General features: G+C 62.9%; 24 protein-coding genes and 1 tRNA gene. All 25 read left to right on the forward strand.

The window, feature by feature from the left end; translation table 11 throughout:
- Positions 1 to 11 precede the first annotated feature (11 nt).
- The 25 genes from ACIPHM_RS21875 to ACIPHM_RS21995 all read left to right on the forward strand — a co-directional run bounded on the left by ACIPHM_RS21875 (position 12) and on the right by ACIPHM_RS21995 (position 25,239).
- Positions 12 to 359, forward strand: a complete 348-nt coding sequence (locus tag ACIPHM_RS21875) for an ArsR/SmtB family transcription factor (RefSeq protein WP_400332979.1) — start codon at positions 12 to 14, stop codon at positions 357 to 359.
- 158 nt (positions 360 to 517) lie between these two features.
- Positions 518 to 1,894: a sulfite dehydrogenase gene (soxC, locus tag ACIPHM_RS21880; protein ID WP_400332982.1), complete on the forward strand. Its 1,377-nt coding sequence runs from the start codon at positions 518 to 520 to the stop codon at positions 1,892 to 1,894.
- On the forward strand, positions 1,878 to 3,131 hold the full coding sequence (locus tag ACIPHM_RS21885) for a c-type cytochrome (RefSeq protein WP_400332984.1): 1,254 nt from the start codon (positions 1,878 to 1,880) through the stop codon (positions 3,129 to 3,131). The genes soxC and ACIPHM_RS21885 overlap by 17 nt, the downstream gene beginning before the upstream one ends.
- 91 nt (positions 3,132 to 3,222) lie before the next feature.
- On the forward strand, positions 3,223 to 3,552 hold the full coding sequence (locus tag ACIPHM_RS21890) for a c-type cytochrome (RefSeq protein WP_242558913.1): 330 nt from the start codon (positions 3,223 to 3,225) through the stop codon (positions 3,550 to 3,552).
- A gap of 111 nt (positions 3,553 to 3,663) precedes the next feature.
- Complete coding sequence (gene soxY, locus ACIPHM_RS21895) at positions 3,664 to 4,131, forward strand: thiosulfate oxidation carrier protein SoxY (RefSeq protein ID WP_400332987.1); 468 nt, start codon at positions 3,664 to 3,666, stop codon at positions 4,129 to 4,131.
- 34 nt (positions 4,132 to 4,165) lie between these two features.
- Positions 4,166 to 4,477: a thiosulfate oxidation carrier complex protein SoxZ gene (gene soxZ / locus ACIPHM_RS21900; protein ID WP_042113531.1), complete on the forward strand. Its 312-nt coding sequence runs from the start codon at positions 4,166 to 4,168 to the stop codon at positions 4,475 to 4,477.
- 249 nt (positions 4,478 to 4,726) lie between these two features.
- Positions 4,727 to 5,512, forward strand: coding sequence for a sulfur oxidation c-type cytochrome SoxA (soxA, locus tag ACIPHM_RS21905; protein WP_400333186.1), 786 nt, complete (start codon positions 4,727 to 4,729; stop codon positions 5,510 to 5,512).
- A 19-nt stretch (positions 5,513 to 5,531) separates the two neighbouring features.
- Complete coding sequence (gene soxX / locus ACIPHM_RS21910) at positions 5,532 to 6,182, forward strand: sulfur oxidation c-type cytochrome SoxX (RefSeq protein ID WP_400332991.1); 651 nt, start codon at positions 5,532 to 5,534, stop codon at positions 6,180 to 6,182.
- A 179-nt stretch (positions 6,183 to 6,361) separates the two neighbouring features.
- Complete coding sequence (locus tag ACIPHM_RS21915; RefSeq protein ID WP_400332994.1) at positions 6,362 to 6,907, forward strand: TlpA family protein disulfide reductase; 546 nt, start codon at positions 6,362 to 6,364, stop codon at positions 6,905 to 6,907.
- Positions 6,908 to 7,081: 174 nt separating this feature from the next.
- A complete protein-coding gene (gene soxB, locus ACIPHM_RS21920) occupies positions 7,082 to 8,791 on the forward strand; it encodes a thiosulfohydrolase SoxB (RefSeq protein ID WP_400332997.1) in 1,710 nt (569 codons plus the stop codon).
- Positions 8,792 to 8,916: 125 nt separating this feature from the next.
- Positions 8,917 to 8,992, forward strand: a tRNA-Ala gene (locus tag ACIPHM_RS21925).
- Positions 8,993 to 9,262: 270 nt separating this feature from the next.
- Positions 9,263 to 9,772, forward strand: a complete 510-nt coding sequence (rfaH, locus tag ACIPHM_RS21930) for a transcription/translation regulatory transformer protein RfaH (RefSeq protein WP_400333000.1) — start codon at positions 9,263 to 9,265, stop codon at positions 9,770 to 9,772.
- A 411-nt stretch (positions 9,773 to 10,183) separates the two neighbouring features.
- Positions 10,184 to 10,552: a sugar 3,4-ketoisomerase gene (locus tag ACIPHM_RS21935; protein ID WP_400333003.1), complete on the forward strand. Its 369-nt coding sequence runs from the start codon at positions 10,184 to 10,186 to the stop codon at positions 10,550 to 10,552.
- Positions 10,545 to 11,663 carry a DegT/DnrJ/EryC1/StrS family aminotransferase gene (locus ACIPHM_RS21940; RefSeq protein WP_400333006.1) on the forward strand — a complete coding sequence of 373 codons (1,119 nt, stop codon included), beginning with the start codon at positions 10,545 to 10,547 and terminating at the stop codon, positions 11,661 to 11,663. The genes ACIPHM_RS21935 and ACIPHM_RS21940 overlap by 8 nt, the downstream gene beginning before the upstream one ends.
- Positions 11,664 to 11,760: 97 nt before the next feature.
- Positions 11,761 to 12,888 carry a UDP-2,4-diacetamido-2,4,6-trideoxy-beta-L-altropyranose hydrolase gene (gene pseG / locus ACIPHM_RS21945; RefSeq protein WP_400333009.1) on the forward strand — a complete coding sequence of 376 codons (1,128 nt, stop codon included), beginning with the start codon at positions 11,761 to 11,763 and terminating at the stop codon, positions 12,886 to 12,888.
- Positions 12,889 to 12,943: 55 nt separating this feature from the next.
- A complete protein-coding gene (locus ACIPHM_RS21950) occupies positions 12,944 to 14,587 on the forward strand; it encodes a hypothetical protein (protein ID WP_400333012.1) in 1,644 nt (547 codons plus the stop codon).
- A 9-nt stretch (positions 14,588 to 14,596) separates the two neighbouring features.
- Positions 14,597 to 15,814 carry a hypothetical protein gene (locus tag ACIPHM_RS21955; protein ID WP_400333014.1) on the forward strand — a complete coding sequence of 406 codons (1,218 nt, stop codon included), beginning with the start codon at positions 14,597 to 14,599 and terminating at the stop codon, positions 15,812 to 15,814.
- Positions 15,811 to 16,755: an FkbM family methyltransferase gene (locus ACIPHM_RS21960; protein WP_400333016.1), complete on the forward strand. Its 945-nt coding sequence runs from the start codon at positions 15,811 to 15,813 to the stop codon at positions 16,753 to 16,755. The genes ACIPHM_RS21955 and ACIPHM_RS21960 overlap by 4 nt, the downstream gene beginning before the upstream one ends.
- Entirely contained in the window at positions 16,752 to 18,512 is a 1,761-nt protein-coding gene (locus ACIPHM_RS21965; protein ID WP_400333018.1) for an ATP-binding cassette domain-containing protein, read from the forward strand. Before ACIPHM_RS21960 ends, ACIPHM_RS21965 begins: the two co-directional genes overlap by 4 nt.
- A gap of 15 nt (positions 18,513 to 18,527) precedes the next feature.
- On the forward strand, positions 18,528 to 19,649 hold the full coding sequence (locus tag ACIPHM_RS21970; protein WP_400333020.1) for a glycosyltransferase: 1,122 nt from the start codon (positions 18,528 to 18,530) through the stop codon (positions 19,647 to 19,649).
- 35 nt (positions 19,650 to 19,684) lie between these two features.
- The gene (locus tag ACIPHM_RS21975) at positions 19,685 to 20,656 is read left to right on the forward strand and encodes a hypothetical protein (RefSeq protein ID WP_400333022.1); all 972 of its coding nucleotides are present in this window, start codon (positions 19,685 to 19,687) and stop codon (positions 20,654 to 20,656) included.
- Between the two features lies 1 nt (position 20,657).
- Positions 20,658 to 21,701, forward strand: coding sequence for a polysaccharide biosynthesis protein (locus ACIPHM_RS21980; RefSeq protein WP_400333025.1), 1,044 nt, complete (start codon positions 20,658 to 20,660; stop codon positions 21,699 to 21,701).
- 4 nt (positions 21,702 to 21,705) lie between these two features.
- Complete coding sequence (locus tag ACIPHM_RS21985) at positions 21,706 to 22,833, forward strand: NAD-dependent epimerase/dehydratase family protein (protein WP_400333027.1); 1,128 nt, start codon at positions 21,706 to 21,708, stop codon at positions 22,831 to 22,833.
- A gap of 8 nt (positions 22,834 to 22,841) precedes the next feature.
- Positions 22,842 to 23,987 (forward strand): non-hydrolyzing UDP-N-acetylglucosamine 2-epimerase, encoded by a 1,146-nt coding sequence (wecB, locus tag ACIPHM_RS21990; protein ID WP_400333029.1) that lies wholly within the window; start codon positions 22,842 to 22,844, stop codon positions 23,985 to 23,987.
- 7 nt (positions 23,988 to 23,994) lie between these two features.
- Positions 23,995 to 25,239, forward strand: a complete 1,245-nt coding sequence (locus ACIPHM_RS21995) for a glycosyltransferase family 4 protein (protein ID WP_400333031.1) — start codon at positions 23,995 to 23,997, stop codon at positions 25,237 to 25,239.
- Positions 25,240 to 25,287: the final 48 nt, after the last annotated feature.

The following is a 25,287-nucleotide window of genomic DNA, read 5'->3' on the forward strand; positions in this document are numbered from 1 at the left end:
GACTGACCGTCATGGAAGAACTCGATCGCGTATTCGAAAAGGTGTCGCACTACTTCAGCCTGCTCTCCGAGCCGACCCGGCTGCGGATTCTGCACGCGCTGTGCGGTGGCGAGCGTTCAGTGAACGACGTGGTGACCCAGGTGGGCTCGTCGCAGACGAACGTGTCCCGGCATCTCGGCGCGATGTATCAGGCGGGGGTGCTGTCGCGTCGTCGCGAGGGCAACCAGGTGTATTACACGATCGCGGATACCGGCGTGGTCGAGATCTGCCGCGCCGTATGCGTGCAGGTCGCCGGCCGGATCGAGGAGGAAGCGCTGCCGGAGCGTGCCGTCGATGGCTTCATGCCTCGTGGGAATTGACGCAAGCTGCAGCCCGCCGCCGCTCGGCAGCATCGCAACATTGCAATACTCGTAGCACAGCGCGGCAACAAGACTGCGCGCACAGGCCCGTACACAAGGGGTAAGCCGCCCGTGTCCTCGCGACGCTGGCGCACGCCACAAGACGTGAGGAGACAGGGGTGAGCAAGACCAGCGATAGCGTATCGCGAGCCGGCCGTTTGCGCCGGGCGCCGGAGAATTTCATTGACGGCACACTCGCCGCCGACATCGCGCGCGACGGGGTGAATCCCTCGCGACGCGGTTTCCTGCAACGCAGCTTCCTGGCCGCGGGCGCCGCGCTCGCTGGCGGTGCGGCGTGCGCATCGAACGCTGCCGAAGCACCGAATGGCGCAGGCGATCCGATGATTCTCGAGCCGCGTGCCTGGGCGACATCGCTGGGGCAGCCGGTCGCGGCGCGTCCGTATGGCGTGCCGTCGAAGTTCGAGGCGAACCTGCAACGGCGTCAGTCGCCGGGCCTCACGCAGACGGCGCAGGCCTCCGTCGCCTTCACGCCGCTTCAAGGCCTGTTCGGCATCATCACCCCCAGCGGCCTGCATTTCGAACGTCATCACCAGGGCTGGCAGGAAATCGATCCGACGCAGCATCGTCTGATGGTGCACGGCCTCGTGCGCGAAGCCAAGGTGTACACGATGGACGACATCATGCGGCTGCCGTGCGTCTCGCGCATGCATTTCATCGAATGCGGTGCGAACACCGGCATGGAGTGGGGCAATGCGGCCGTGCCGACCGTGCAGTACACGCACGGCATGCTGTCGTGCTGCGAATTCACGGGCGTGCCGCTGTCGGTGCTGCTCGACGACGTGGGGGCCGACACCAAACGCGGCCAGTTCGTGCTCGCCGAAGGTGGCGACGGCTCCGGCATGACCCGCACGATCTCGATGGAGGCGGCGCTCTCCGACGTGCTCGTCGCCTGGGGGATGAACGGCGAGATGCTGCGCCCGGAGAACGGCTATCCGCTGCGTCTGGTCGTGCCCGGCGTGCAGGGCGTGTCGTGGGTCAAGTGGCTGCGCCGCATCAAGGTGGGCGACGCACCATGGAATACCAAGGACGAAACCAGTCACTACGTCGACCTCATGCCGGACGGTCAGCATCGCCAGTACACGTCGATTCAGGAGTGCAAATCCGTCATCACGTCGCCCTCGGGCGGGCAGGCGTTGCTCGATCGCGGCTATTTCAACGTGACGGGCCTCGCGTGGTCGGGGCGGGGACGCATCAAACGCGTGGACGTGTCGGCCGACGGCGGCAAGTCCTGGCGCGCGGCGCGGCTCGAATCGCCGGTGTTGCCCAAGTGCCTCACCCGCTTTAACGTCGACTGGCAGTGGGACGGCTCGCCCGCCATGCTGCAAAGCCGCGCGGTGGACGAAACCGGTTTCGTGCAGCCGCGTTACCGGCAACTTCGCGAGGTGCGCGGCACCAAGTCGATTTATCACAACAACGCGATCCAGACGTGGCAAGTGGCGGCGAACGGGGAGGTGACCAATGTCCACGTCGACTGAGCGCAAGCCGTGGGGCAGGGTGCGCCGTCGTGCGCAATCGCTGGTGATCGCCGGGCTCTGGGCGGGCGCGCTAACGCTCGCGGGGCTCACTGTCACGGCATGGTTCGCTTCGTCGGCGCAGGCGGCACCGACGACCAATGCGTCGAAGGCCACGCAGATGGCGGCTTCGCCATCGACGTCCTCCGCACCACCCGGGTCGCCCATCAAGGCACCCGCCGGCATCGGACGCGACGCCACGCCTGCCGAGTTGAGCGCGTGGGATATCGACGTGCGTCCCGATTTCAAGGGTTTGCCGAAGGGACAGGGCTCGGTCGCCGATGGGCAGACGCTGTTCGACGCGCGCTGCGCCTCGTGCCACGGCACGTTCGGCGAGAGCAACGAGGTCTTCAATCCGCTGGTGGGCGGCACCACGGCAGACGACATCAAGACCGGGCACGTGGCGTCGCTGCGCGCGAACAACCAGCCGGTGCGCACCACGCTCATGAAGGTCGACACGATCTCCACGATCTGGGACTACATCCGTCGCGCCATGCCATGGAACGCGCCGCGCTCGCTCACGCCGGACGAGGTGTACGCGGTCACGGCCTACCTCCTGAATCTCGGCGAGATCGTGCCGGCGGACTTCGTGCTCTCCGACAAGAACATTGCCGACGTGCAGAAATTGATGCCCAATCGCCTCGGCATGACGCGTGCGCACGGCATGTGGCGCGTGGGAGACAAACCGGATACTCATAACAAGGCGTGTATGCAGGATTGTCCCGAGGCTGGTATCGTGACGTCCGCACTCCCTGCGTACGCCCGCGACGCACATGGAGATCTGGCCGCGCAGAACCGGGTCATCGGCCCGGTGCGTGGTGTCGATACGAAGCTGCCGCCGCTGTCGGGCACCGCCGCGCAAAATGCGTCGGTGCGCAGGACCGCGGCCCTCGCCACGCTCGGTATGGCGAGTCCGGACGCGCCGGCCCAAACCGCCGCTGCGACGTCACCGGTAGCAACGCTTGCGGACAAGAACGGTTGTCTGGCCTGTCACGGCGTGACCGACAAGAAGATCGGGCCCGCCTTCTCGGAGGTCGCCACCAAGTACCATGGGCAGTCGAATGCGACTGAAATACTGGTGGCGAAGATACGTGCCGGAGGTGCCGGTAATTGGGGCAGCATGCCTATGCCGCCGCAGTCACAGGTAGCGGAAACCGATGTCCGTACGATGGTCGACTGGATTCTTCGTGGTGCCCATTGAGCGGGCAGGGGGTCCGACGGATGCGCCAACGCCGCACGCAGGCCGAAGCCGCCGCACGACCCCATCCCCTACACGAACCGAAGGAGAAACAATGAAAAAGATGCTGATCGCTGCGGCCATGCTGGCCGGCACCTCGCTGGCGCACGCCGGCGTCGACGTTGCTGCGGCGACCAAGCTCGCGGGTGCCAACGCCTGTATGGGTTGCCACGCCGTCGACAAGAAGCTCGTGGGCCCGTCCTATCAGGAAGTCGCCGCCAAGTACAAGGGCGACAAGGACGCCGTGGCCAAGCTGGTCAAGAAAGTGAAGGGTGGCGGTTCGGGTGTCTGGGGTCCGATCCCGATGCCGGCACACCCGAACATGTCGGATGCCGACGCCAAGATCCTGGTCGATTGGGTTCTGGCGGGCGCCCCGGCGAAGTAAGTCCGGGGCAGGGGGCTCGCCGGCAGGTCTGGCGAGCGAACGGCGGCCGGTGTGAAGCATATCTTTCGTACGCATTGCACCGGCGGCCTTCACAGAGGGAAGCACACAGAGATGAACCAACAGCGACGCGACATGCTGCGGTTTTCCGCGGTAATGGGACTGGCGGTGGCCGCCGGGCTGATCAAGCCCGAAGAGGCCCGCGCGGCACAGGTGGAATGGAACAAGGCGGCGTTTGCCACCAAGAGCGTGGCCGATACGGTCAAGGCGCTCGGCGGCACGAGCGCCAGCCCGAGCGACCTGGTCGTGCTGACGGCTCCCGACATCGCCGAGAACGGCGCGGTCGTGCCGGTGGCGGTCACGAGCAAGGCACCGAACACGCAATCGATCGCCATCCTGATCGAGAAGAATCCGAATACGCTCGCCGCGTCGTTCGACATCCCCGACGGGACCGAACCGTCGGTGACCATGCGCGTGAAGATGGGCCAGACCTCGAAGGTCTATGCGCTCGTCAAGGCGGACAACAAGTACCTCGTGGCCGAGAAGGAAATCAAGGTCACGCTGGGCGGCTGCGGCGGTTAAGCGACGCATCGTAGAACTCTAGAGGAGCCACAACATGGGTAATCCGATGCGCATTCGCGCAACCGAGGCCGGCGGGGTCGTCGAGGTCAAGGCGCTGATGAGCCACATCATGGAAACCGGTCAGCGCAAAGACGCTTCCGGTAACATCGTCCCCGCACACTTCATCCAGACGGTCACTGTCACCTGCAACGGCAAGACGGTGCTGACGGCCGAATGGGGTCCGGCGGTGTCGAAAGATCCGTTCATGTCGTTCAAGTTCAAGGGCGGCAAGAAGGGCGACAAGGTCACGGTGACGTGGACCGACAACAAGGGCGACTCGCGCACCGACGAGGCGACCGTCGCCTGAGCAAGCATGCCGGGGTGCTGCTGCCGCTGCGGTGGCAGGCAGACAGCCCGGCCGGGTGGGACGGCGCGGCCGACACGCGCGTCGTGTAGTGTGCGCGGGGGACTTTACCCCCGTTGTCGTGCCAACCAACCCCACAAAGAGGAGAGCCAGATGAAAGATGCGCACCATAGCGCACAAGCGAGCGCACCCACGCGAGCCCTCGCTGCCGCAACCCGCACCGCATGGTTGCGTAGCACCGTGCTCGGCGGCATGCTCGCCGTCGCGGGCGCCAGCGCACCCGCATTCGCTGCCGATAGCGCCACGGCCGACGCCATCGCGCAATACCGCGAGATGCTGGCCGACGGCAACCCCGCAGAACTGATCGAAATGCGCGGCGAAGAACTCTGGAAGACGCCGCGCGGCCCGAACAACGTCTCGCTCGCCCAGTGCGACCTGGGGCTGGGTGCGGGTGTCGTTAAGGACGCCTACGCACAACTGCCGCGCTACTTCCCGGATACGAAACGTGTGCTCGACGCCGAGTCGCGCATCGTCGAATGCATGGTGAATCTGCAAGGCTTCAAGCGGGCAGACGTCATCAAGCAACCGTTCTCCAAGGAAGGGCAGGACCCGACCGATCTCGAATCGCTCACGGCGTACGTGGCGGGTCAGTCGCGCGGCGCGCTCATTCACGTGCCGCAATCGCGCAAGGAAGAGAAGGAAGCCTACGCGCGCGGCCAGAAGATCTTCTATTACCGTGCCGGTCCGTACGACTTCTCGTGCGCGTCGTGCCACGGGGCGGACGACAAGCGCATTCGTCTTCAGGATCTGCCGAACCTGACCAAACCCGCGGCCGCCCGACAGGCGTTCGCGACATGGCCGGGCTATCGTGTCTCGCAGGGCGCCTTGCGCACGCTGCAATGGCGGATGTACGACTGCTTCCGTCAGCAACGGATGCCGGAGCTCAATTACGGCTCGCAGGCGTCGAACGATCTGATTACCTTCCTCGGTGTGATGGCCAACGGCGGCAAGATGGACGCCCCCGGCCTGAAGCGCTGACCGATCACGAGGCACACCCATGAAATCATTCGCATTGCGCGCGACGGGCGTCGCTCTCGCAGCGGCCGGGGCACTCGTCGTCGGCGCCGCCTTCGCTCAGGGTGAGGGCGTCAAGCTCGTCACCGGCACTACCGACGCAGCCGTCGTGCAGGAATTGCGCGACTCGTTCCGTGGTTCGGGCATCGCTCAGCTCGATCGTATCGACCAGAGCGAATTGCAGAAGCTGTGCACGCAGTACGCGGTCAAGCCGATGCCGGCGAAGATTGCGGAGCGCCTGCAAAAGGCCGAACTGGCCAACGTCAAGGCACCGGCCGACGGCAAGTATCTCGGCGACTGGAAGGAAGGCGAGAAGGTCGCCCAGAACGGCCGCGGCATGCAGTTCACCGATAAGGCGGATACCGTCAACGGCGGCAACTGCTACGCATGCCATCAGTTGACCAAGAGCGAGATCTCGTTCGGCAACATCGGTCCGTCGCTGTACAACTACGGCAAGCTGCGTGGCGATTCGCCCGAGGTGGTCAAGTACACGTGGGCGAAGGTCTACGACTCGCACAGCTACATGGCCTGCTCGAACATGCCGCGCTTCGGCGCGGCGGGCATCCTGACCGAACAGCAGTTGAAGGATGTTATGGCCCTGCTGCTCGACCCGGCGTCGCCGGTCAATCAGTAAGCGGTTGTGTTCGGACCGCTGCCTGGCGGGCAAAGAGGCTGAGGTCGGGCGCCGGCGCGCGGGATCGTGAGATCGTGCGTGCCGGCCTGCCTCCGGTCGGCTGCCCGCGCGGGTTTTGCGTGCGTGCCGCTTCCGTCTCTCATCTCGCTTTCGTTCGCCATTGGCATTCGGAGTACCGCATGAAATCCCAGATCGGTTGGATTCGTCACGTGAGGGCTCGTGCCTGGCGCCCTTCCGGCACCCTGCGCGTGCTCGGTTGGTGGCTGAGCGCTGCGCTCACGTGCGCGAGCGTGCCGGTGCATGCCGTGGAAGTCGGAGACACGGTGACGCTGCCGTCGCTCACCCTGCTCGATGGCAAGACGCTGCCCGCCAGCGCGTTCAAGGACCGAACGGTCATCGTCGAGTACTGGGCGTCGTGGTGTCCGTTCTGCGCGCAGCAGAACCCGCATGTGCAGAAGCTCTTCGAGGCCACGCGCGGCAAGCCGATTCAGATCGTCACCCTGTCCATCGACAAGAAGCCGCAGGAAGCCATCGATTACCTCAAGGCGCATGGCTATACGTTCCCGGCGGGCATGGAAACCGACGCGTGGCAGGCGGCGCTCGGCAAGCGCCGCGGATTGCCGGAGCTGTACGTGATCGGACGCAACGGCAAGGTGCTGCGCAAGGAAGTGGGCGAGATGTTCGGCGAGGACGTGGCGGCGCTTGCGGATTACGCAGGGAAGTGACGTAACGCGTGCAGGCGTGCAAGACGGCGGGCAATCCGCTTACGGCCGGCGACGATGCCGGGGCGACGTTGTGCACCGGGGGCAGCGGCCATCGGACGCCGGGATCGGTGCCCGGCATTCAATGAATAACGATAGAGGCGGTGCGTCGCCAGATGCATAGGCCACGGAGACGAAATGAATCGACGCGAGTTCATGCAGGTATTGGCAGTGGCGGCAGCCGGGGGAATGGCGCTGTCGCATCACGAGACGGCGGCGGCCAAGGCCGCGGCAGCGTTCTACGACCTGCCGAAGTTCGGCAATGTGCACCTGCTGCACTTCACCGATTGCCACGCGCAGTTGCTGCCGATCTACTTCCGCGAGCCGAGCGTCAACCTGGGGATCGGTGGGCAGGCCAATCAACCGCCGCATCTGGTGGGCGAGGCGTTCCTGAAGGCGTACGGAGTGCGTCCCGGCTCGCAGGACGCTTACGCCTTCACCTATCTCGATTTCGCGACGGCGGCACGCACGTACGGCAAGGTCGGCGGCTTTGCGCACCTGGCCACGCTGGTCAAGCGCATGAAGGCGTCGCGTCCCGGCGCGCTGCTGCTCGACGGCGGCGACACGTGGCAAGGCTCCGGCACGGCCATGTGGACGAAGGGGCAGGACATGGTCGATGCCACGCTCGCGCTCGGCGTCGATGTCATGACCGCGCACTGGGAGTTCACGTACGGCGCCGATCGCGTGAAGTCCGTCGTCGAGGAGCAACTCAAGGGCAAGATCGACTTTGTCGCGCAGAACGTGCAGACGAACGACTTCGGCGATCCGGTGTTCGCGCCGTACACCATGAAGACGATGAACGGCGTGCCCGTGGCGATCATCGGGCAGGCCTTCCCGTACACCCCGATTGCGAATCCGCGCTACTTCGTGCCGGACTGGACGTTCGGCATCCAGGAGGAGCGCTTGCAGTCGATGGTCGACGAAGTGCGTGGCAAGGGGGCGCAGGTTGTGGTCCTGCTCTCGCACAACGGTATGGACGTCGACCTGAAACTGGCGTCGCGCGTGCGCGGCATCGACGCGATTCTCGGCGGCCATACGCACGACGGCGTGCCCAAGCCCGTCATCGTGGAGAACGCCGGGGGCAAGACACTCGTCACCAACGCCGGGTCGAACGGCAAGTTCCTCGCGGTGCTGGACTTCGACGTGAAGGGTGGCAAGCCGGTGGACTTCCGTTACAAATTGCTGCCGGTGTTTGCCAATCTGCTGCCGGCGGACGCGCAGATGCAGGCCCTCATCGAGCGCGTGCGGGCGCCATTCGCCGAGAGGCTCGCGCAGCCGCTGGCGGTGACGGAGGGCGTGCTGTACCGCCGGGGCAACTTCAACGGCACCTTCGACCAACTACTGCTCGACGCCGTGATGGCGGAGAAGGACGCCGAGATCGGTTTTTCGCCGGGCTTCCGCTGGGGCACGTCGTTGCTGCCGGGGCAGGCGATCACGATGGAGCAGTTGCTCGATCAGACGGCGGTGACGTATCCGTACACGACACTGACGCCGATGACCGGCGAGACGATCAAGACAGTGCTCGAAGACGTGGCCGACAACCTGTTCAACCCCGATCCGTACTATCAGCAGGGCGGCGACATGGTGCGCGTGGGCGGCATGGATTACACGATCGATCCAATGGCGCCGATGGGGCAGCGAATCACGGAGATGCGTCTGAACGGCAAGCTCGTCGAGGCGGGCAAGACCTACAAGGTGGCCGGCTGGGCGCCGGTGGCCGAAGGGGCGCAGGGCGAACCGGTGTGGGACGTCGTCGCCCGTTATCTCCAGGCCCAGAAAACGATCGTTGCGAAGGCACCGAAAATCCCGGTCATCAAGGGAATGAAGGGGAATCTGGGCGCCGCATGATCGGTGGCTGGTTTTTGCGGGAGATGGGGGGAGTTCGATGAAATTGAGGGATTTTTAACAATCCCGAGCAATTTTGTCGGCTGCTCGCCGCGGGGTAAAAAACCGCTATAATCGTAGCTTCGTGTGGGGCGGTAGCTCAGCTGGGAGAGCGTCGCGTTCGCAATGCGAAGGTCGGGAGTTCGATCCTCCTCCGCTCCACCAGTTCTTTTGTCACCGGCAAGATCGCAAGCGTATCATCGGTCCGCCGGTTGTCATTCCTTCGCCGATCTCAGGCCGGTCCGTATCAAAGCCTTCCCGGTCCCGTGGATAGGTGCGCGCGCCTCGCCAGACTCATAACAAATTGTAAAAAGCGAGGGGTACGCTTCGGCCGCAATGCGATGATGTTGGCTCGAATTGCCTGTTTGTGGGGCAGTCGCCCGGTGACGCATTGACCCTGTTTCCGCCTTGTCAGCGGTAGGACTCAATTTGGCAATGAATTGGTACCTCATTCACACGAAGCCACGTCAAGAGCAGCGCGCCCTGTTAAATCTGGAGCAACAGGGATTTTCGTGCTATCTGCCGCTGGTACCCGCGGTGGCGCCCGGTCAGGCCGCGCGTCACGGCGGGTCCGATGTCGTGTCGGTGCCCTTGTTTCCGCGCTACTTGTTCATCCGTCTGAGCGAAAGTTCGTCCGGCCCGGGGTGGGGCGTCATTCGTTCCACCAAGGGCGTGAGCCGATTGGTCATGTTCGGCAATGTGCCCGCCCGCGTGGATAACGCGCTCATCGAGGCACTTCACGCCCGAGAGCATGTCGGAAGCACCACGGTTCGGCCGCTGTTTGCCGCCGGCGATCGCGTTCGGATCAAGGACGGGGCTTTTGAAGGGCTCGAGGCGGTCTATCAGATGGAAGACGGGGATTGCCGTGTCATTGTGCTCATGGAGCTGCTGAGCCGTCCGATGTCGATGCGCCTGCCTGCGTCGAGTGTGCAGAAGATCGGGTGAAATGTCGATCTGCACCGGGGGTGTTTCATCATGACACCACCCTTGGGCAATGATGCTTGAATCGATATGGGTTTGTGGCAGAATCCGGGCTTAGAATTAAATCAATTGAGGTCTCCCAAACCCGAAATGCACGCTGGCCGATCGTGACACGGCGGGGCGGTAGCATTCCCGAACGGGAAGTTATTGTCAATTTCGTCGAGCCATTCCATCGCGGCCATTTCGCCTCGGGCATCGTTCTGATCTGTCGGTTTCTGCGATCGTCTAAAGCGTTTCACTCCTGGACGGTTTTTAGCTCCCCATTACCGAAACTATTGTGGCGCCGGTCGTTATGTGCGATCGGCTTCGACGACTCAATCAGCGCTTCGTCTTAAATTCACGCACCGCGGTCTTTCCCTTCCATCAGGAACAAGAATGAAACGCTACACTGTTCTCGACTTGGCTACCTTCAGCGACGATCGTGGTTCGTTGACCGTTCTGGATAACGTTTTGCCGTTCCCCATCGCGCGGACGTACTGGATCTATGGTGCCGGCGGCCAAACGCGCGGAGGACACCGACATCACGTGACACGTCAGGCGTTGATCGCGATTTCGGGGACTGTCTCCGTCTATATGGACGACGGTATCGCCCAGGCAACGGTGCAGCTCGACAAACCCAATCTGTGTTTGCTCGTCGAGCCGAAGGACTGGCACACCATGACCTTTGGTGAAAATTCGGTTTTGCTCGTGGTTTCCTCGCATCACTACGACCGCAACGACTACATCGACCAACGCTATGACTAATAAGCAAGTCATCGAATACGAAAGCCTTGCCAATTCGAACCGACAGTTCATGGACGAATTGGAGGCCGCCGCGTCGCGAGTGATCCGCGGGGGCTGGTACGTGTTGGGCAAGGAGGTCTCCTCGTTCGAGGAAGAGTTCGCCAGCTATGTCGGCACGAAGCACTGCATCGGTGTGGCCAACGGCCTCGACGCGCTCACGCTTTCGCTCGAAGCATTCCAATTGCCCCCCGGCAGCGACGTCCTCGTGGCGTCCAATACTTACATTGCGACGATTCTCGCCATCGTGCGCACGGGGCATCGTCCCGTGCTGGTGGAGCCGGAGCTGGGCACTTTCAATCTGGACCCGGCGGGTCTGGCCAAGGCCATGACACCCAACACCCGCGCCATTTGCGTTACGCACCTCTTCGGCAAGACGTGCCGGATGGACGCGATAGGCGAGTTCGCGCGTCGGCACGGTCTGGCGGTGATGGAAGATTGCGCACAGTCGCACGGCGCACGTCTGGGGCAGCAAATGACAGGCACCTTCGGCAGCGCCGGATGCTTCAGCTTCTATCCGACGAAGAACCTTGGCGCGATTGGCGACGCCGGTGCCATCACCACGAATGACGACGCGCTGGCAGACCGCTTGCGCCATCTTCGCAATTACGGCTCCAACCAGAAATACGTCAATCGCTACGTTGGCACCAATTCTCGTCTGGATGAATTGCAAGCGGCGATGCTGCGCGTCAAATTGCGGCATCTCGACGACCTGACCGCGCATAAGCGCGCATTGGCCGACGTCTATTTTGCGAATCTCCCGGATTCGGTCGCGAAGCCCCTGCGCCGGGACGACGAGCACGACGTTTTCCACATTTTCGGTATTCGCCACCCGCGCCGGGACGCCCTGCGCGCGTATCTGCTCGAGCGCGGCGTGAAGACCGAAGTGCACTACCCGATTGCGCCGCATCGTCAGGAAGCCATGAAGGGCATTCTGTCGGGCGATTTTCCGATTGCCGACGAGCTTCACGCGACCGAACTCAGTCTGCCGATCTCCGCCGGACATACGGTGGAGGAAATCGCGCGCGTCGCTGAGCTGATTCGCGAATTCGAAGGCGATGGTGTCGCGTCGTGAGAATCGGATCCGCCCGGGAATGTGAGCGGCATCGGCATGCCCGACGCATCGGGCGCGTGTCACGTATGACGATACGAAATATCAGGGAATGGTTTGCATGAAGGTTGCTTTTCGAGCGGATGCGTCCACACGCATCGGTACTGGCCACATCATGCGGTGCCTGTCGTTGGCCGACCAGTTGGCGGCGCGGGGTGCCCGGTGTCTTTTCGTCTGCCGCGCCCACGAAGGGCATTTGCTCGACCTGATCGTTCAGCGTGGCCACGAGGTGCGCTCGTTGCCGGGCGCGCCGGCGACCGACAGCCCATCAAATGCGTCTTCGGGGCTAACGCACGCCGACTGGCTGGGGACGGATTGGCGCACGGATGCCGGGCAAACGCACGCCGTGCTCGCCGAATTCCGACCCGACTGGCTCGTGATCGATCATTACGCCATCGATAGCCGTTGGGAGGATATGCAACGCGATGTGTGCGCACGCATGCTGGCAATCGATGACCTTGCCGATCGGCAGCACAATACGGAATTGCTCGTCGATCCCAGTTGGTATGCGCCAAAATCTGCGGCGGCGCGCTACGTGAATCGCGTCGGAACGGACTGCGAGTGTTTGCTGGGGCCGAAATACGCGCTGTTGAAGCCTGCATTCGCGAACCTGGCCGAGTTGATGCCGCCGCGTGACGGACTAGTGCGCCGGTTGTTCGTGTTCATGGGCGGCGCCGACGCCGATAACGAGACGGCCAAAGTCCTGCGAGCGCTGATGCGAGAGGACCTGCAATCGCTGGTAGTGGATGTCGTGATCGGCCGCGGTCATCCGGACATTGCGGGGGTCACGAAGCTGGTCGAGGCTCGGCCGGGAACGAGATTGCACATCGCGCTGCCATCGCTGGCCGGACTGATGGCGCGGGCCGATATGGCGATCGGCGGCGGCGGTGGGGCGGGGGCCGAGCGTCTGTGTATGGGATTGCCCTCGCTGGTCATCAGCCTTGCAGAGAATCAGGTCGGCATGAACCGCGCGATGCAGGACGCAGGTTACGTGAAATATCTGGGCGAGTCGCGGCACGTGAATATCTCGCAGATTGCCGACGGCGTTGTCGAAATGATGTCCGATCCCTCCGCGCTCGTACGCATGAGCCGTATGGGGCAGGAAATCTTGCCGGGACGTGGCTCGGAGATCGTTGCAGCACGGCTCTTTGACGGTACAGGATCAAGGAAAGAGAATGTTCGGAGTTGACAAGCGTACCGGGGGGCAGCGGTTTGCGCAGTGGTTCCCGCGGTTATCCAGGCTCATGACCCGCTACCCCCTGGAGACGGTGGTACGGCCGGAGGTGCTCGAGCGGCTCGCACACCCGGCGAGCGCAGGCGATCGCAAGGCGAGTGGCACGCTTGCCATCGAATCGGTCACCACCCCGTTTTACTTCCTGCTGTTTGGCGCCATTCGCCGCGCCTGGGCCGACCACGTTGCCGGTCCGGCCCTGTTGTTGAGCGTGCGTTCGTCCAATGGCGCGGTGGGCACCGGCCTGGCGGCCGCGGTGAAACGCTCGGCTCCGATCGCCTGGCTGTGGGATCGCCCGTGGGAGCGGGCCTACGGCGAGGGGGTCGATGGGGTGGCCTACCGTGCCGCTACCTGGGCGCACCCGTGGATTGCGCTGCGCAATGGGTTCCGGGCGCGTCGCATCTGGCGCGATATGCGCGCCAGCGGGCGTTGCGAGACGAGCTTCGAGGGTGTCGCGCTGGGGGATCTGATCATCGACTCCTACCTGCGTTTCAAGCCGGCGCCCAAGTTCGATATCGACGATCCGTTCGTTTGCGAGCTGATCTGGCGAGCGCTCTGTCACGTTGAGTTTGCCGGCGCATGGTTTGCCAAGACAAAGCCGCGCGCCTATCTGACTTCATACACGACGTACCTGGAGCATGGTGTCCCCGTTAGGGTGGCGCTGCGCGAGGGCGTTCCCGTCTGGTCGTTCGGATCGTTGAACCGGACCTTTCAGCGGCTCACCGCCGAGCATTGGTTCCATCCGCCGGACACGTCGGCCTACCGGCGCCTGTTCGACGCTCTCGATCACCGGGCCGAACGGTTGGCACAGGCCGAAGCGAAGTTGCAGAGCCGCTTCGCCGGCGTGATCGATGGCGCCACCAGCTATATGCGCCAGACGTCGTACGGACATACGAGCGAGCCGTTGCCCGAGACCTTGCGCGGCGCCGCCGTGATCTTCCTGCACGACTTCTACGACAGTCCGCATGTCTACGCCGATCTGGTGTTCGACGACTTCATGCAGTGGGTATGCACGACGATCGATACCTTGCGCGCAAACGGCGTTACCGTGTTCGTGAAACCGCACCCGAACCAGATCGCCATGAGTGCGGCCGTGCTCGACGACCTGAAACGTGCCTATCCGGATCTCAATTGGTTGAGCCCGTCCGCGAATACCGTGCGGCTGGCGCAGGCCGGCATCGCGTGTGGACTGACCGTGTATGGCACGGTCGCGCATGAATTGGCCTACTTCGGCATTGCGTCGATTACATGCGCACGGCATCCGCATCATAGTTTCGACTTCTGCCGCAACGCGCGTACGCGTGACGAATACATTGCCATGCTGCGCGAACCCGGCAAGCCGCCGCTCACGCGTGAGGAGATGCGCGAACAGGCGCTGGCGTTCTTCTACATGCATAACCTGTACGGCACGCCTGAAGAGATCGAGTTGCGAGATCGCTACACTGCGTTCTGGCGCGCCTGCCATATCGGCGAAGCAGACGACGCGACGATTCTCGCGACCCTCGATGCGTTTGTCTCGTCGCCGGGCTTCGCGCACATGGTCGGAGAGATTGCAGGGGTCGTGCCCGAGACGCGTGAAGCAGGCGTCGAAACGCTTTCGCTGGCGCAAGACGCCTGTCATTCGTCGTACAACAACATTTCCACCGTGAAGGGGTGAAACGGGGTCATGACGGAAAATTTGTCGCTACTGTTAGCCGAGAATTATCGTCGGCATGAGTCGTTCCGGTTCGAGACGCCGTCGTGGACGGTGGACGAGCGGCTGGTCGACGCATTTACCGACCGGTACCTCGCTGCCAAGGAAACGGCGAGCTCGCTGACGAGCAAGGCCGACGATGCGTTGCGCAACGCATGCCTGAGCGCGATGAACGCCATTTTCGATGCGCTGGATGTGCAGGCAACGCAGGCGCCGGCACAACAGTTTCTGGTCGAACTGCGAGGCGAAGCGACGCGGCTGCTCGGCGAGGAGCTCGACTGGTATGCCAAGGCGCGTCGTCACGACTTCATCGACGCGGCAGGCGACGCTTTCGTCGATCAACTGACGGCGTTGCAGTCACGGCGTCATTTCATTGCCTGCCTACCGGCGTCTGCAGTGGCCGAGATGAACGAAATCGCACAGGCGGCGCTGGGAGGATTCCGGGCCAATGCTGCCGCCGGCAAACTACGGCGCGAGGATTTGTCGATCAATGGCGGCCCCATCGTCGCCCGCATCCGTCGCATTCTGAATCGCGAGTTCGAGAAGCTCGGCGTGCTGGACGCGATGAGCGCTTACGTCGGAAGAAAAACGCGCGTGGTTGGCCTGTCGCTCGAATTGAGTCTGCCGCAGGCGCAGTGGTGGCGTAATACCCTCGAAGGGTTGTCGCGGCCTCCGAAGACGCTCTACGCCCATCTCGACGAGACCATCTCGATGCCGAAGTCCATCGTCTACCTGAGCGACGTGGGCGACGATAACGGGCCGACCAGTTGCTACCCGCTGGCGTATGAGGGCATGGCGCTAAATCCGCTCCAGGAAATTATCGGACGCGTGGTGGGTATCGTAGGCAGCTCGACGTCGTCTATGCTCCACGAGTACTACGGCAAGTCCTATCACCAGTCGGTCGGCTCGGAGCGGTTTCGCGAGCACTTCATGAAGTTGCCCGAAATCATGCGCTTCAATTCCCATCTGGGCTGGGACGTGATGCCCGACAGCGCACTGGAATCCCGTCTGGCCGAGAGCGAAGTTCGCATGACAGGCCCCGCGGGGACGTTTCTGGTTTTCGACGGCGCGCGTTTGCTGCACCGTGGCGGCATGGTGCGCTCGGGCGAACGTCTGGCGCTGCAAGTCATTATTTCCGATCTGACCTTACCCCAGCGTGTCTGGAGAAAACTAAAAAGGATGGTGTCATGAGTGTTGTGCAGGCAATTCGCCGCTTGATCCCGCAATCTGCAAAGAATCGCTTGCGCCAGCGCACGACGCCGTGGCGTATCGCCAACCTGTTGAGCCCGGCGCTGCCGCCGAGCGTATGTGTGGACGTGGGCGCTTCGCACTATCCGCACGTCAATTGGCTGGTCATGCTCAATGCGCCCGAAACCCGCTGGCTGGCGGTCGAGCCGAACGAAGAGAATCTCTACTACGTCAAGAACTGGGCCTGGAAAAGCGCCATTTCGACATGCACGACCGGCCTGAGCCGTGACGGCGGCGCGCAGACGCTGCATATCACCAATGTCGACACCGGTTCGAGCCTGTTGCCGCCGGAGATTCCGGCGTCGATGCAGCATCGCGTGACGAATCTGTCCTACTTCTTCCCGGTAACCGAGCGACGCATCGAAACACTGACGCTGCCGCAGGCGATTGCCGGGCTGCCGGCCGACGCGCCGGTGTTCGTCAAACTCGATACGCAAGGCACCGAACTGTCGATTCTCGAGGGCGCCGCCGAGTTGTTCGACGCTCGCCGCATCGTGGGCGTCGAGCTCGAAGCCACGCTGTTGGCGCAGCCGTTGATGAAGGGATCGGGGAAGTTCTGGCAGGTCTGTCAGTTCATGGAGGCGCGCGGCTTCGAGCTGCTTCACGTCAAACTGGTGCAGGCGGTCGGACCCGATGGCTCGGAGGGACGCAAGCGCCGTCGTTACCTGAACGAGTGCGACGCGGTCTTTGCGCTGCGCGTCGACGTAGCCGCGAGCCTGCCCGTGAACTATCGCGCGGGATTGCTGGCGTTCTATACGACGTATGCACTGTATGACGAGGCACTGGCGCTGTTGCAGCGCGACGCCGAACTGAGCGCGATGCTCGGCAAGCGCGGCGCGGACGTTGCTGCGTTGATCGCAACTCTCGAATCGGCACCGCAATGACACAGCAATCGGCCGGATCCCTGCGCGCCGTCGGGCGTCAGATTCGCGACTACCTTTCGTACGTCGCAGGCAACTTCCGTCTGTTCCGTGTGGTCGTCGCGCTTACTGCCGTCGTCTTGATACTGGAGTACATCGCCACCAGCCTGATGATTCCGATGGCGCCCGGACAAAGCGCGGACAGCTCCGCTGTCGGACGGTTCTGGAGCCACGTGGCAGGCCTCATCGGGCTGGATGCGAATTCCCGCACGTGGATGTGGTTGTTCTTCATCGTGATGACCCTGCGTCTGGTGATCGGCTTCGTCCATCTGTCTCTCACGACGCTGCTCGGCAAGCAGGTGCACAGAACCCTCAGCGGCAAGGTGTTCGGTCACATTCTGTTCGACGAACCGATGGGCCAGGTCTACACGCGCTCGGTCGGCCATTACATCACCATGGCCGGCGACGACACCTTCAAGAGCGGCTCGATCATCAGCAACCTGTTGCAGACGGCGGTCGGATTCTTTACCGCTGCCGTTGGCATGCTCGTGCTGTTCCAGTTCTCGCACATGGTGTTTCTCGGCGTGCTGGGGTTCCTGATCGTGAGTATGCTGACGATCGGCCTGATGATGAAGCAGATCCTGCGCGTCAACGCCCGCGCCATTGTCCTGTCGCGCGAGCTTGGCACCAACTTCGTCGAGACGCTCAACAGTCTTCGCTCGATCCGCGCGTTGCACGAGGAACGTTTCGTGATGACGAGCTACGGCGAGCAGATTGCGCGCTACGTCCGCATGCTCGTCGAAGTCGAAGTGTTCAAGTACGGCGTCAAGGCGTTCCCTGCCATCGTGCTCTTGCTCGGTGCGGCTATTGCGCTGCGTCCGGGGAGCTCGGTCGGTATGACGGACGCGGGCCTGTTTGCGGGCACGATCATCGTGATCCGGATCTTTGCGTCGCTGGGCCAGATGGTCACGGCCGGCGCGCAGTTGTTGACGGATGTTCGCGCCGTGAAGGACATCGGCGCGCTGGTACGTCTGGGCGACGACGAGCCGGGTGCGAAAGCTACCGGCAAAGCGACTGGCAAAGTCGCCGGACAACCGACTGCGCAGGCCGCAAAGCAGGCGATCCGCACGCTCACCTTCGACCGTGTATCGTTCGGCTACGCTGGGCGCGAGCGCGTGCTCGCGGATGTGTCGTTCGAGTTCTCGGCCGGCAGGACCTACGCCATCGTCGGTCCGTCGGGTTCCGGCAAATCGACGTTTGCCGATATCGCGATCGGTCTGAGCGATCCGGACACCGGTACGATTCTCGTCAACGGCAAGGCCGGTTCGCACGAGGCGGGGCCGCGCAACATCATGCTGGTCGAACAGCAGCCGAAGATCTTCTCGACGAACGTGCGCGACAACCTGCTGGTCGGCACGCAGGCGAGCGATTCGGAGATTTTCGCCACGCTCGCCCTGGTCAATCTCGAGCAGATGGTCCGGGATCTTCCCGAAGGCCTCGACACGCGCCTGAGCTACCTCGGGGAGAACTTCTCCGGCGGGCAACGCCAACGCCTGGGTATTGCCCGGGCGTTGTTGCGCAAGCCGGACGTCTTGATTCTCGACGAGGCCACGAGTGCGCTCGATCCCGTCACCCGTGGCGACGTCGTGAGCAATATTCGACGACTCATGCGCGACGGTATCATCATCTTCATCACGCACGATATGGACATTGCCAACCTTGCCGATGAAATTCTGCCGATCGGTGCCCACGAACCGGCGTGCGACGTCGTTCAAAACTGATCCGACCGATTGCCAATGCGCATTCTTCTGCTCGATACCTATTACCCCGCCTTCCTGAAGGCGACTTATGCCGCGCAACCCGGACTGGCCGCCGCGTCGTACGACGCACAGCATCAGGCGATGCTGGGTCAACTGTTCGGCACGTCGGACTTTTACTCGCGTCATTTGCAGGCCATGGGGCATGAAGCCCATGACCTGATCGTCAACAATCTGCCCGCCCAGACCACGTGGGCGAAAGAACACGGCACGCGGATCAACACGCTTGCGCTGCGCGTGCCGCAGCGGTTGCGCCGGCTGCCGGTGCTGCGGGGCATGCTCGAAGCGCTGCCGGGGCTGGTCGATATCGCGGTGGAGCAGATCATCGACTATCGCCCCGACGTGCTCTATTGTCAGGACCTGTGGTTCATGACACCCAGGGCGATGGCGCGGGTGCGTCCGTACGTGGGCAAGATCGTCGGCCAGATCGCGAGCCCGATGCCGCCCGACCCGCTGATCCACTCGTACGATCTGATTCTGACGTCATTCCCGCACTTCGTGCCGCGCCTGCGCGCGATGGGCGTGGCGTCGGAATATTTCCGCATCGGTTTCGATACCCGCGTGCTCGAAGCGCTGGGTGACGTTTCGCGCGACATCGACGTGAGCTTCGTGGGCGGCATCAGCCGGCACCACGGTAAGGCGCTGCCGATGCTGACCTACCTCGCGCAGAACACGCCGATCCAGTTCTTCGGTTACGGCGCGGCCAGCCTGGAGCGCACGTCGCCGATTGCGGCGCGCCATCGCGGTGAGGTCTGGGGGCTGAATATGTACCGAGCGCTCGCCCGCAGCCGGGTGACGCTCAATCGTCATATCAATGTCGCCGAGAACAACGCGAACAATATGCGTTTGTTCGAAGCGACGGGGGTGGGCACATTGCTTATCACCGATCGCAAGGACAACCTCGGCGAGCTGTTCGAGGTCGGCAAGGAAGTGGTTGCCTACGATTCGCAGGAAGAGGCCGTCGAACTGATCCGGTACTACATGGATCACCCGGAAGAAGCCGACGCCATTGCCCGCGCGGGTCAGGCGCGCACGCTGCGCGAACATACTTACGAGCGTCGTATGCATGAGCTCGTGCCGATCCTCGAGCGTTATCTGTGACATCGCCATCTTCAGCAAACACGGGGCCAATGCGCATGCATCACTTTTGTACATTGTTCGACAGCAACTATCTCGTCAAGGGCATTGCCATGCTCGAGTCGTTGCGCGCCCATTGCCCGGACGCGCAGGTGAGCGTGTTGTGCATGGACGACGAGACGAACGCCATACTGACCGAGATGGCTCTGCCAGGCGTCTCGTGCATCCCGCTCGACACGCTCGAAGACGACGATCTGCGTCGCGTGAAAGCGCAGCGCAGCCGGGCCGAGTATTGCTGGACGCTCTCGCCGTGCCTGCCGAGCTACATTCTGGACAAGCACCCGGAGATCGACTGCATCACCTATCTCGATGCCGATCTGATGTTTTATTCGTCAGTGGCGCCGGTATTCGAGGAGATCGGCTCGGCGTCGGTCGCCATCATCGAGCACCGCTTTCCGGACGTGTGGAAGCATCTCGAGATCAACGGCCGCTACTGTGTGGAATGGGTCAGTTTTCGCCGCGATACGCAGGGCATGGCGTGTCTGGCACGCTGGCGCGAACAATGTATCGAGTGGTGCTTTCACCGTCTCGAAGACAATCGCATGGGCGATCAGAAGTACCTGGACGAATGGCCGCAGCGCTATGATTCGCTGTGTGTGATCCAGACGAAGGGGGCTGGCGTCGCGCCTTGGAACTACTCGCGTTATCGCTTCACGCAGGCGGCCGACGGCACGCCGCTGGTTGATGGCGAGCCGCTCGTCTTCTACCATTTCCACCAGTTCCAATGGTTGTCGAACGGCGAGTTCGACCGGCTCTCGGGTTACTACCGGTCGTTAGGGCAGGAACCGGAGGCCGTGTACGCGCGCTATGAGCACGTGTTGACGCAGACGCTCGCGCGCGTGCGCCGGTTGCGCCCGGGCTTTCGGGCCGGCATGAAGCCGGTGTTGCGCGTGAAATCACAACGCCTTGTGCAAACGCTGTTGCCCGGGCCGTTGAAACAACTATTCAAGAAAGTGATAAAGGCGGTTTGAGATGAGCAAATTCTCCCAACGCACCATTCTGATTACCGGCGGCACGGGTTCGTTCGGCGGCGCGGTCCTCAAGGGCCTGCTGAACGAGGACGTCAAGGAAATTCGCATCTTCAGCCGTGACGAGAAGAAGCAGGACGACATGCGCAAGCGCTACCACAACCCGAAGCTGAAGTTCTACATCGGGGATGTGCGAAACGAGCGCAGCATTGCGGCCGCCATGCGCGGCGTCGATTACGTTTTCCACGCGGCGGCGCTCAAGCAGGTGCCGTCGTGCGAGTTCTATCCGATGGAAGCGGTGCGCACCAACGTGCAGGGCACCGAAAACGTGCTTGAGGCGGCCATTGCCGCGGGTGTCAAGCGCGTGGTCTGTCTGAGCACGGACAAGGCTGTCTATCCGATCAACGCCATGGGGATCAGCAAGGCGATGATGGAGAAAGTCATGGTCGCCACCAGCCGCAATCTCGAAGGCACCGGCACGGTGATTTGCGGCACCCGCTACGGCAATGTCATGGCGTCGCGCGGTTCGGTGATCCCGCTGTTCGTGAATCAGGTTCTGCAAGGCAAGCCGATCACGGTGACCGATCCGGACATGACGCGCTTCATGATGACGCTCGACGACGCGGTCGATCTCGTGCTGTATGCGTTCGAGCACGGCAGCAACGGCGATATCTTCGTGCAGAAGGCGCCGGCCGCCACCGTTGAGACGCTCACGCGCGCGATTCTCGAGGTGATGGGCAAGCCCGATCATCCGGTACAGCATATCGGTACGCGTCACGGCGAAAAGCTCTACGAAGCGCTGCTGAGCCGCGAGGAAATGGTCTACGCTCGCGACATGGGCGACTATTTCTGTGTGCCGCCCGATGCGCGCGACCTGAACTACGCGAAGTTCGTCGAGCAGGGCGAGCTGCGCATTACGCAGAGCATCGAGGATTACAACTCGCATAACACGACGCGTCTGGACGTCGAGGGAATGAAGGCGCTGCTCGGCAAACTCGAATGGATGCAGAAGATCCTGAGCGGAGAAACGCCAGGTCAAGAGGATTGAGGTCATGAAAGTACTGATCACGGGGGCGCACGGTTTCGTCGGCAAGAACTTGCGCTTGCGCTTGTCCGAGCGCAAGGACGTCGAGGTGGTGACCTTCGGTCGCCACGACGATCCGGCGCACCTGGCGGCGTTGTTGCGCGACGTGGGCTTCGTGTTCCATCTCGCGGGCGTGAACCGTCCCCAGGATCCGGCCGAATTCGAAACCGGTAATACCGGGCTGACGCGCCAGCTCTGCGAGGCCATCGCCGCCGGTGCAGCGTCGCGCTCGCGGCCGTTGCCCGTGATCTACACGTCGTCGATTCAGGCGGCACGCGACAATCCGTACGGGGCGAGCAAGCTCGGGGCGGAACGTGTGCTGGCCGACGCCGAGGCGCGTGGCGAACTGGTAGCGCATCAGTTCCGTCTGCCCAATATCTTCGGCAAGTGGTGCCGCCCGAACTACAACTCGGCCGTCGCCACGTTCTGTCATAACATCAGTCGCGATCTGCCGATCCAGGTCAACGACCCGAACGCCGCGCTCACCCTTGTCTATATCGACGATGTGATCGAGCGCTTCCTCGCATTGTTCGACGGCGCCGACGCACAGCGCGACGGCGAGGGGTTCGATCGTGTGAGCCCGCAGTACACGACGACCGTCGGCCAGGTGGTCGACTGGCTGCAACGGTTCAAGGCCTCGCGCGAGACGCTGGTCACCGAGCGCGTCGGCACCGGTCTGCTGCGGGCGCTTTACTCGACCTATGTCAGTTATCTGCCGGTCGAGGCGTTTTCGTACACGGTGCCAGCCTGGGTGGATCGCCGCGGCGCGTTCGTCGAAATGCTCAAAACGCCGGACGCCGGTCAGTTCTCGTATTTCACGGCGCACCCGGGGGTGACGCGCGGTGGGCACTACCATCACTCGAAGACCGAGAAGTTTCTCGTGATTCGCGGAAACGCGCGTTTTCGATTTCGCCACATGGAGACGGGGCAGGAGTACGAGCTACTGACGCAGGCGACGCCGCCGACCATCGTCGAGACCGTGCCGGGCTGGACCCATGACATCACCAATATCGGCAACGACGAAATGATCGTGATGCTTTGGGCAAACGAAATTTTCGATGTCGCGCGTCCCGACACCTACGCTTGCCCGATCTGAGATTTCCCATGACTGCACCCCTGAACAAGAAGCTCAAGGTAATGACCGTGCTGGGCACGCGCCCGGAGATCATCCGGCTCTCGCGTGTGCTGGCGTCGCTCGACGCGCATTGCGAGCATGTGCTCGTGCACACCGGCCAGAATTACGACTACGAGCTCAACCAGATTTTCTTCGACGACCTGTCGGTGCGTCGCCCCGATCACTTCCTGAACGCGGCAGGCGCGACGGGGGCGGAGACCATCGGCAAAGTCATCATCGCGGTGGACGGCGTGCTGGAGGAGGTCAAGCCCGATGCGATGCTGATCCTCGGCGACACCAACAGTTGCATGGCCGTGCTGCCAGCGAAGCGTCGCAAGATCCCGGTATTCCATATGGAAGCGGGCAATCGCTGCTTCGACATGCGGGTGCCCGAGGAAATCAATCGCCGTATCGTCGATCACACGGCCGATATCAATCTGACGTATAGCACGATCGCACGCGATTACCTGCTGCGCGAAGGGTTGCCGCCCGACATGGTCATCAAGACGGGCAGCCCGATGTTCGAGGTGCTCACGCACTACCGCTCCAGGATCGAGGCATCCGACGTTCTGTCGCGTCTCGGGCTTCAGGAGGACGGGTATTTCGTGGTCAGCGCGCATCGCGAGGAGAACATCGACTCGCCGAAGCAATTCGACAAACTCGTCAATACGCTCGATACCATCGCGCGCACGTACGATCTTCCGGTGATCGTGTCGACGCATCCGCGTACGCGCAAGCGTATCGACGCACAGCAGGTTTCGCTCGATCCGCGAGTGCAATTGCTCAAGCCGCTCGGCTTCTCGGACTACAACCGCTTGCAGCTCAGCGCGCGCGCCGTGTTGTCCGATAGCGGCACGATCAGCGAAGAGTCGTCGATCCTGAATTTCCCGGCACTGAATCTGCGCGAAGCGCACGAGCGCCCGGAAGCCATGGAGGAGGCCTCGGTGATGTTCGTCGGCATGGAGTGCGAACGCGTCATGCAGGGGCTCGACATTCTGGCGACGCAAGGGCGCGGGGAGAACCGAACCTTGTTGCCAGTCGCCGATTACAGCGCGCCGAATGTCTCGGAGAAGGTCGTGCGCATTATTCACAGCTATACGGATTACGTAAATCGCGTGGTCTGGAAGCGCTACTGACCGGCCTATGCGTGTCCTCGTGGTGAGCCAGTATTTCTGGCCCGAGAATTTCCGCATCAATGAGTTGAGTGCCGAGCTGGTGAAGCGGGGGCACGACGTGACGGTGCTGACCGGCGTGCCGAATTACCCCGATGGGGAGGTGTTCGACGCCTACCGCAAAGCGCCGGAGGACTTCGCAACCTACCAGGGGGTACGTGTCGTGCGCGTGCCGATGTTGCCCCGTCACACCGGGGGCCTGCGTCTGGTCCTCAACTATCTGAGCTTCGTGCTCGGCGCATCGCTGGCGGGGCCATGGAAGCTGCGCGGTCAGGCGTTCGATGTGATTCTCACGTTCGAACCTTCGCCGATCACGGTGGGCATTGTGTCGGGGCTGATGCGCTGGATCAAGCGAGCGCCGCAGGCGTTCTGGGTGCTCGACCTGTGGCCCGACACCCTGGAGGCGATTGGCGTGGTCCGTTCGCCGCGCCTGCTGCGTGGCGTCGGGTGGCTGGTGTCTGCGATTTACCGGCGCTGCGACCTGGTGCTGGCGCAGTCGCGCAGCTTTATTCCTCACATTCGCCGGTATGTGCCGCCGGACCATCGTGTGGAGTATTTCCCGGCCTGGGCCGAAACGGTGTTCGACAGTGGCTCGGCAACGTTGGCGCCGGAACTGGAGCGACGCGACGACAAGTTCACCGTATTGTTCGCGGGCAATATCGGCGAAGCGCAGGATTTCCCCGCGATTCTCGATGCGGCGCAGCGTCTGCGCGAGCATCGTCATATCCGCTGGGCGATTGTCGGTGACGGGCGAATGGGTGCGTGGGTCGCCGAGGAGATTCGTCGGCGCGAGCTCGGGGACGCTGTCCTGATGCTCGGGCGCCACCCGCTCGAGCGCATGCCGGAGTTCTTCGCGCATGCCGATGCGTTGCTGGTGAGCCTGAAAGACGAGCCGATCTTTGCCATGACGATTCCAGGCAAGTTGCAGTCGTATCTGGCGGCGGGCATTCCCGTGCTCGCCATGCTCAATGGCGAAGGCGCCGACACGGTCGCGCGCGGTGGCGCAGGGCTGGTGTGCGCGTCCGGCGATTCGGCCGCGCTGGCCGAACAGGTACTCGCGATGAGCGAGATGTCGCCGGAAGTGCGCGCGCAGTACGGTGCTCGTGGACGCGCGTTGTGCCGGGCGCAGTTCGATCGCGACACGCTGATCGGGCAGCTCGAGCAGTGGCTGAGCGAATTGCCCACCCACAACAGGATTGCCGGACACTCTGTGTGAGAACCGGCAGGACGACGCGGGGCGCGTCGGCATTCTCGCAGCGGCGTA

The sequence above is a fragment of the Pandoraea sp. NPDC087047 genome (genome assembly GCF_044745225.1).
Lineage (GTDB): Bacteria > Pseudomonadota > Gammaproteobacteria > Burkholderiales > Burkholderiaceae > Pandoraea.

Bases quoted from the DNA above. Each gene is read 5' to 3' on its own strand.
- ACIPHM_RS21915 (WP_400332994.1), top strand. From the start codon at position 6,362: ATGAAATCCCAGATCGGTTGGATTCGTCACGTGAGGGCTCGTGCCTGG.
- ACIPHM_RS21960 (WP_400333016.1), top strand. From the start codon at position 15,811: ATGAGTGTTGTGCAGGCAATTCGCCGCTTGATCCCGCAATCTGCAAAG.
- ACIPHM_RS21980 (WP_400333025.1), top strand. From the start codon at position 20,658: ATGAGCAAATTCTCCCAACGCACCATTCTGATTACCGGCGGCACGGGT.
- soxA (WP_400333186.1), top strand. From the start codon at position 4,727: ATGCTCGCCGTCGCGGGCGCCAGCGCACCCGCATTCGCTGCCGATAGC.
- ACIPHM_RS21885 (WP_400332984.1), top strand. From the start codon at position 1,878: ATGTCCACGTCGACTGAGCGCAAGCCGTGGGGCAGGGTGCGCCGTCGT.
- wecB (WP_400333029.1), top strand. From the start codon at position 22,842: ATGACTGCACCCCTGAACAAGAAGCTCAAGGTAATGACCGTGCTGGGC.
- ACIPHM_RS21950 (WP_400333012.1), top strand. From the start codon at position 12,944: ATGACCCGCTACCCCCTGGAGACGGTGGTACGGCCGGAGGTGCTCGAG.
- rfaH (WP_400333000.1), top strand. From the start codon at position 9,263: ATGAATTGGTACCTCATTCACACGAAGCCACGTCAAGAGCAGCGCGCC.
- ACIPHM_RS21985 (WP_400333027.1), top strand. From the start codon at position 21,706: ATGAAAGTACTGATCACGGGGGCGCACGGTTTCGTCGGCAAGAACTTG.
- ACIPHM_RS21995 (WP_400333031.1), top strand. From the start codon at position 23,995: ATGCGTGTCCTCGTGGTGAGCCAGTATTTCTGGCCCGAGAATTTCCGC.
- soxX (WP_400332991.1), top strand. From the start codon at position 5,532: ATGAAATCATTCGCATTGCGCGCGACGGGCGTCGCTCTCGCAGCGGCC.
- soxY (WP_400332987.1), top strand. From the start codon at position 3,664: ATGAACCAACAGCGACGCGACATGCTGCGGTTTTCCGCGGTAATGGGA.
- ACIPHM_RS21955 (WP_400333014.1), top strand. From the start codon at position 14,597: ATGACGGAAAATTTGTCGCTACTGTTAGCCGAGAATTATCGTCGGCAT.
- ACIPHM_RS21935 (WP_400333003.1), top strand. From the start codon at position 10,184: ATGAAACGCTACACTGTTCTCGACTTGGCTACCTTCAGCGACGATCGT.
- ACIPHM_RS21975 (WP_400333022.1), top strand. From the start codon at position 19,685: ATGCATCACTTTTGTACATTGTTCGACAGCAACTATCTCGTCAAGGGC.
- soxZ (WP_042113531.1), top strand. From the start codon at position 4,166: ATGGGTAATCCGATGCGCATTCGCGCAACCGAGGCCGGCGGGGTCGTC.
- soxB (WP_400332997.1), top strand. From the start codon at position 7,082: ATGAATCGACGCGAGTTCATGCAGGTATTGGCAGTGGCGGCAGCCGGG.
- ACIPHM_RS21875 (WP_400332979.1), top strand. From the start codon at position 12: ATGGAAGAACTCGATCGCGTATTCGAAAAGGTGTCGCACTACTTCAGC.
- ACIPHM_RS21940 (WP_400333006.1), top strand. From the start codon at position 10,545: ATGACTAATAAGCAAGTCATCGAATACGAAAGCCTTGCCAATTCGAAC.
- ACIPHM_RS21970 (WP_400333020.1), top strand. From the start codon at position 18,528: ATGCGCATTCTTCTGCTCGATACCTATTACCCCGCCTTCCTGAAGGCG.
- ACIPHM_RS21890 (WP_242558913.1), top strand. From the start codon at position 3,223: ATGAAAAAGATGCTGATCGCTGCGGCCATGCTGGCCGGCACCTCGCTG.
- ACIPHM_RS21965 (WP_400333018.1), top strand. From the start codon at position 16,752: ATGACACAGCAATCGGCCGGATCCCTGCGCGCCGTCGGGCGTCAGATT.
- pseG (WP_400333009.1), top strand. From the start codon at position 11,761: ATGAAGGTTGCTTTTCGAGCGGATGCGTCCACACGCATCGGTACTGGC.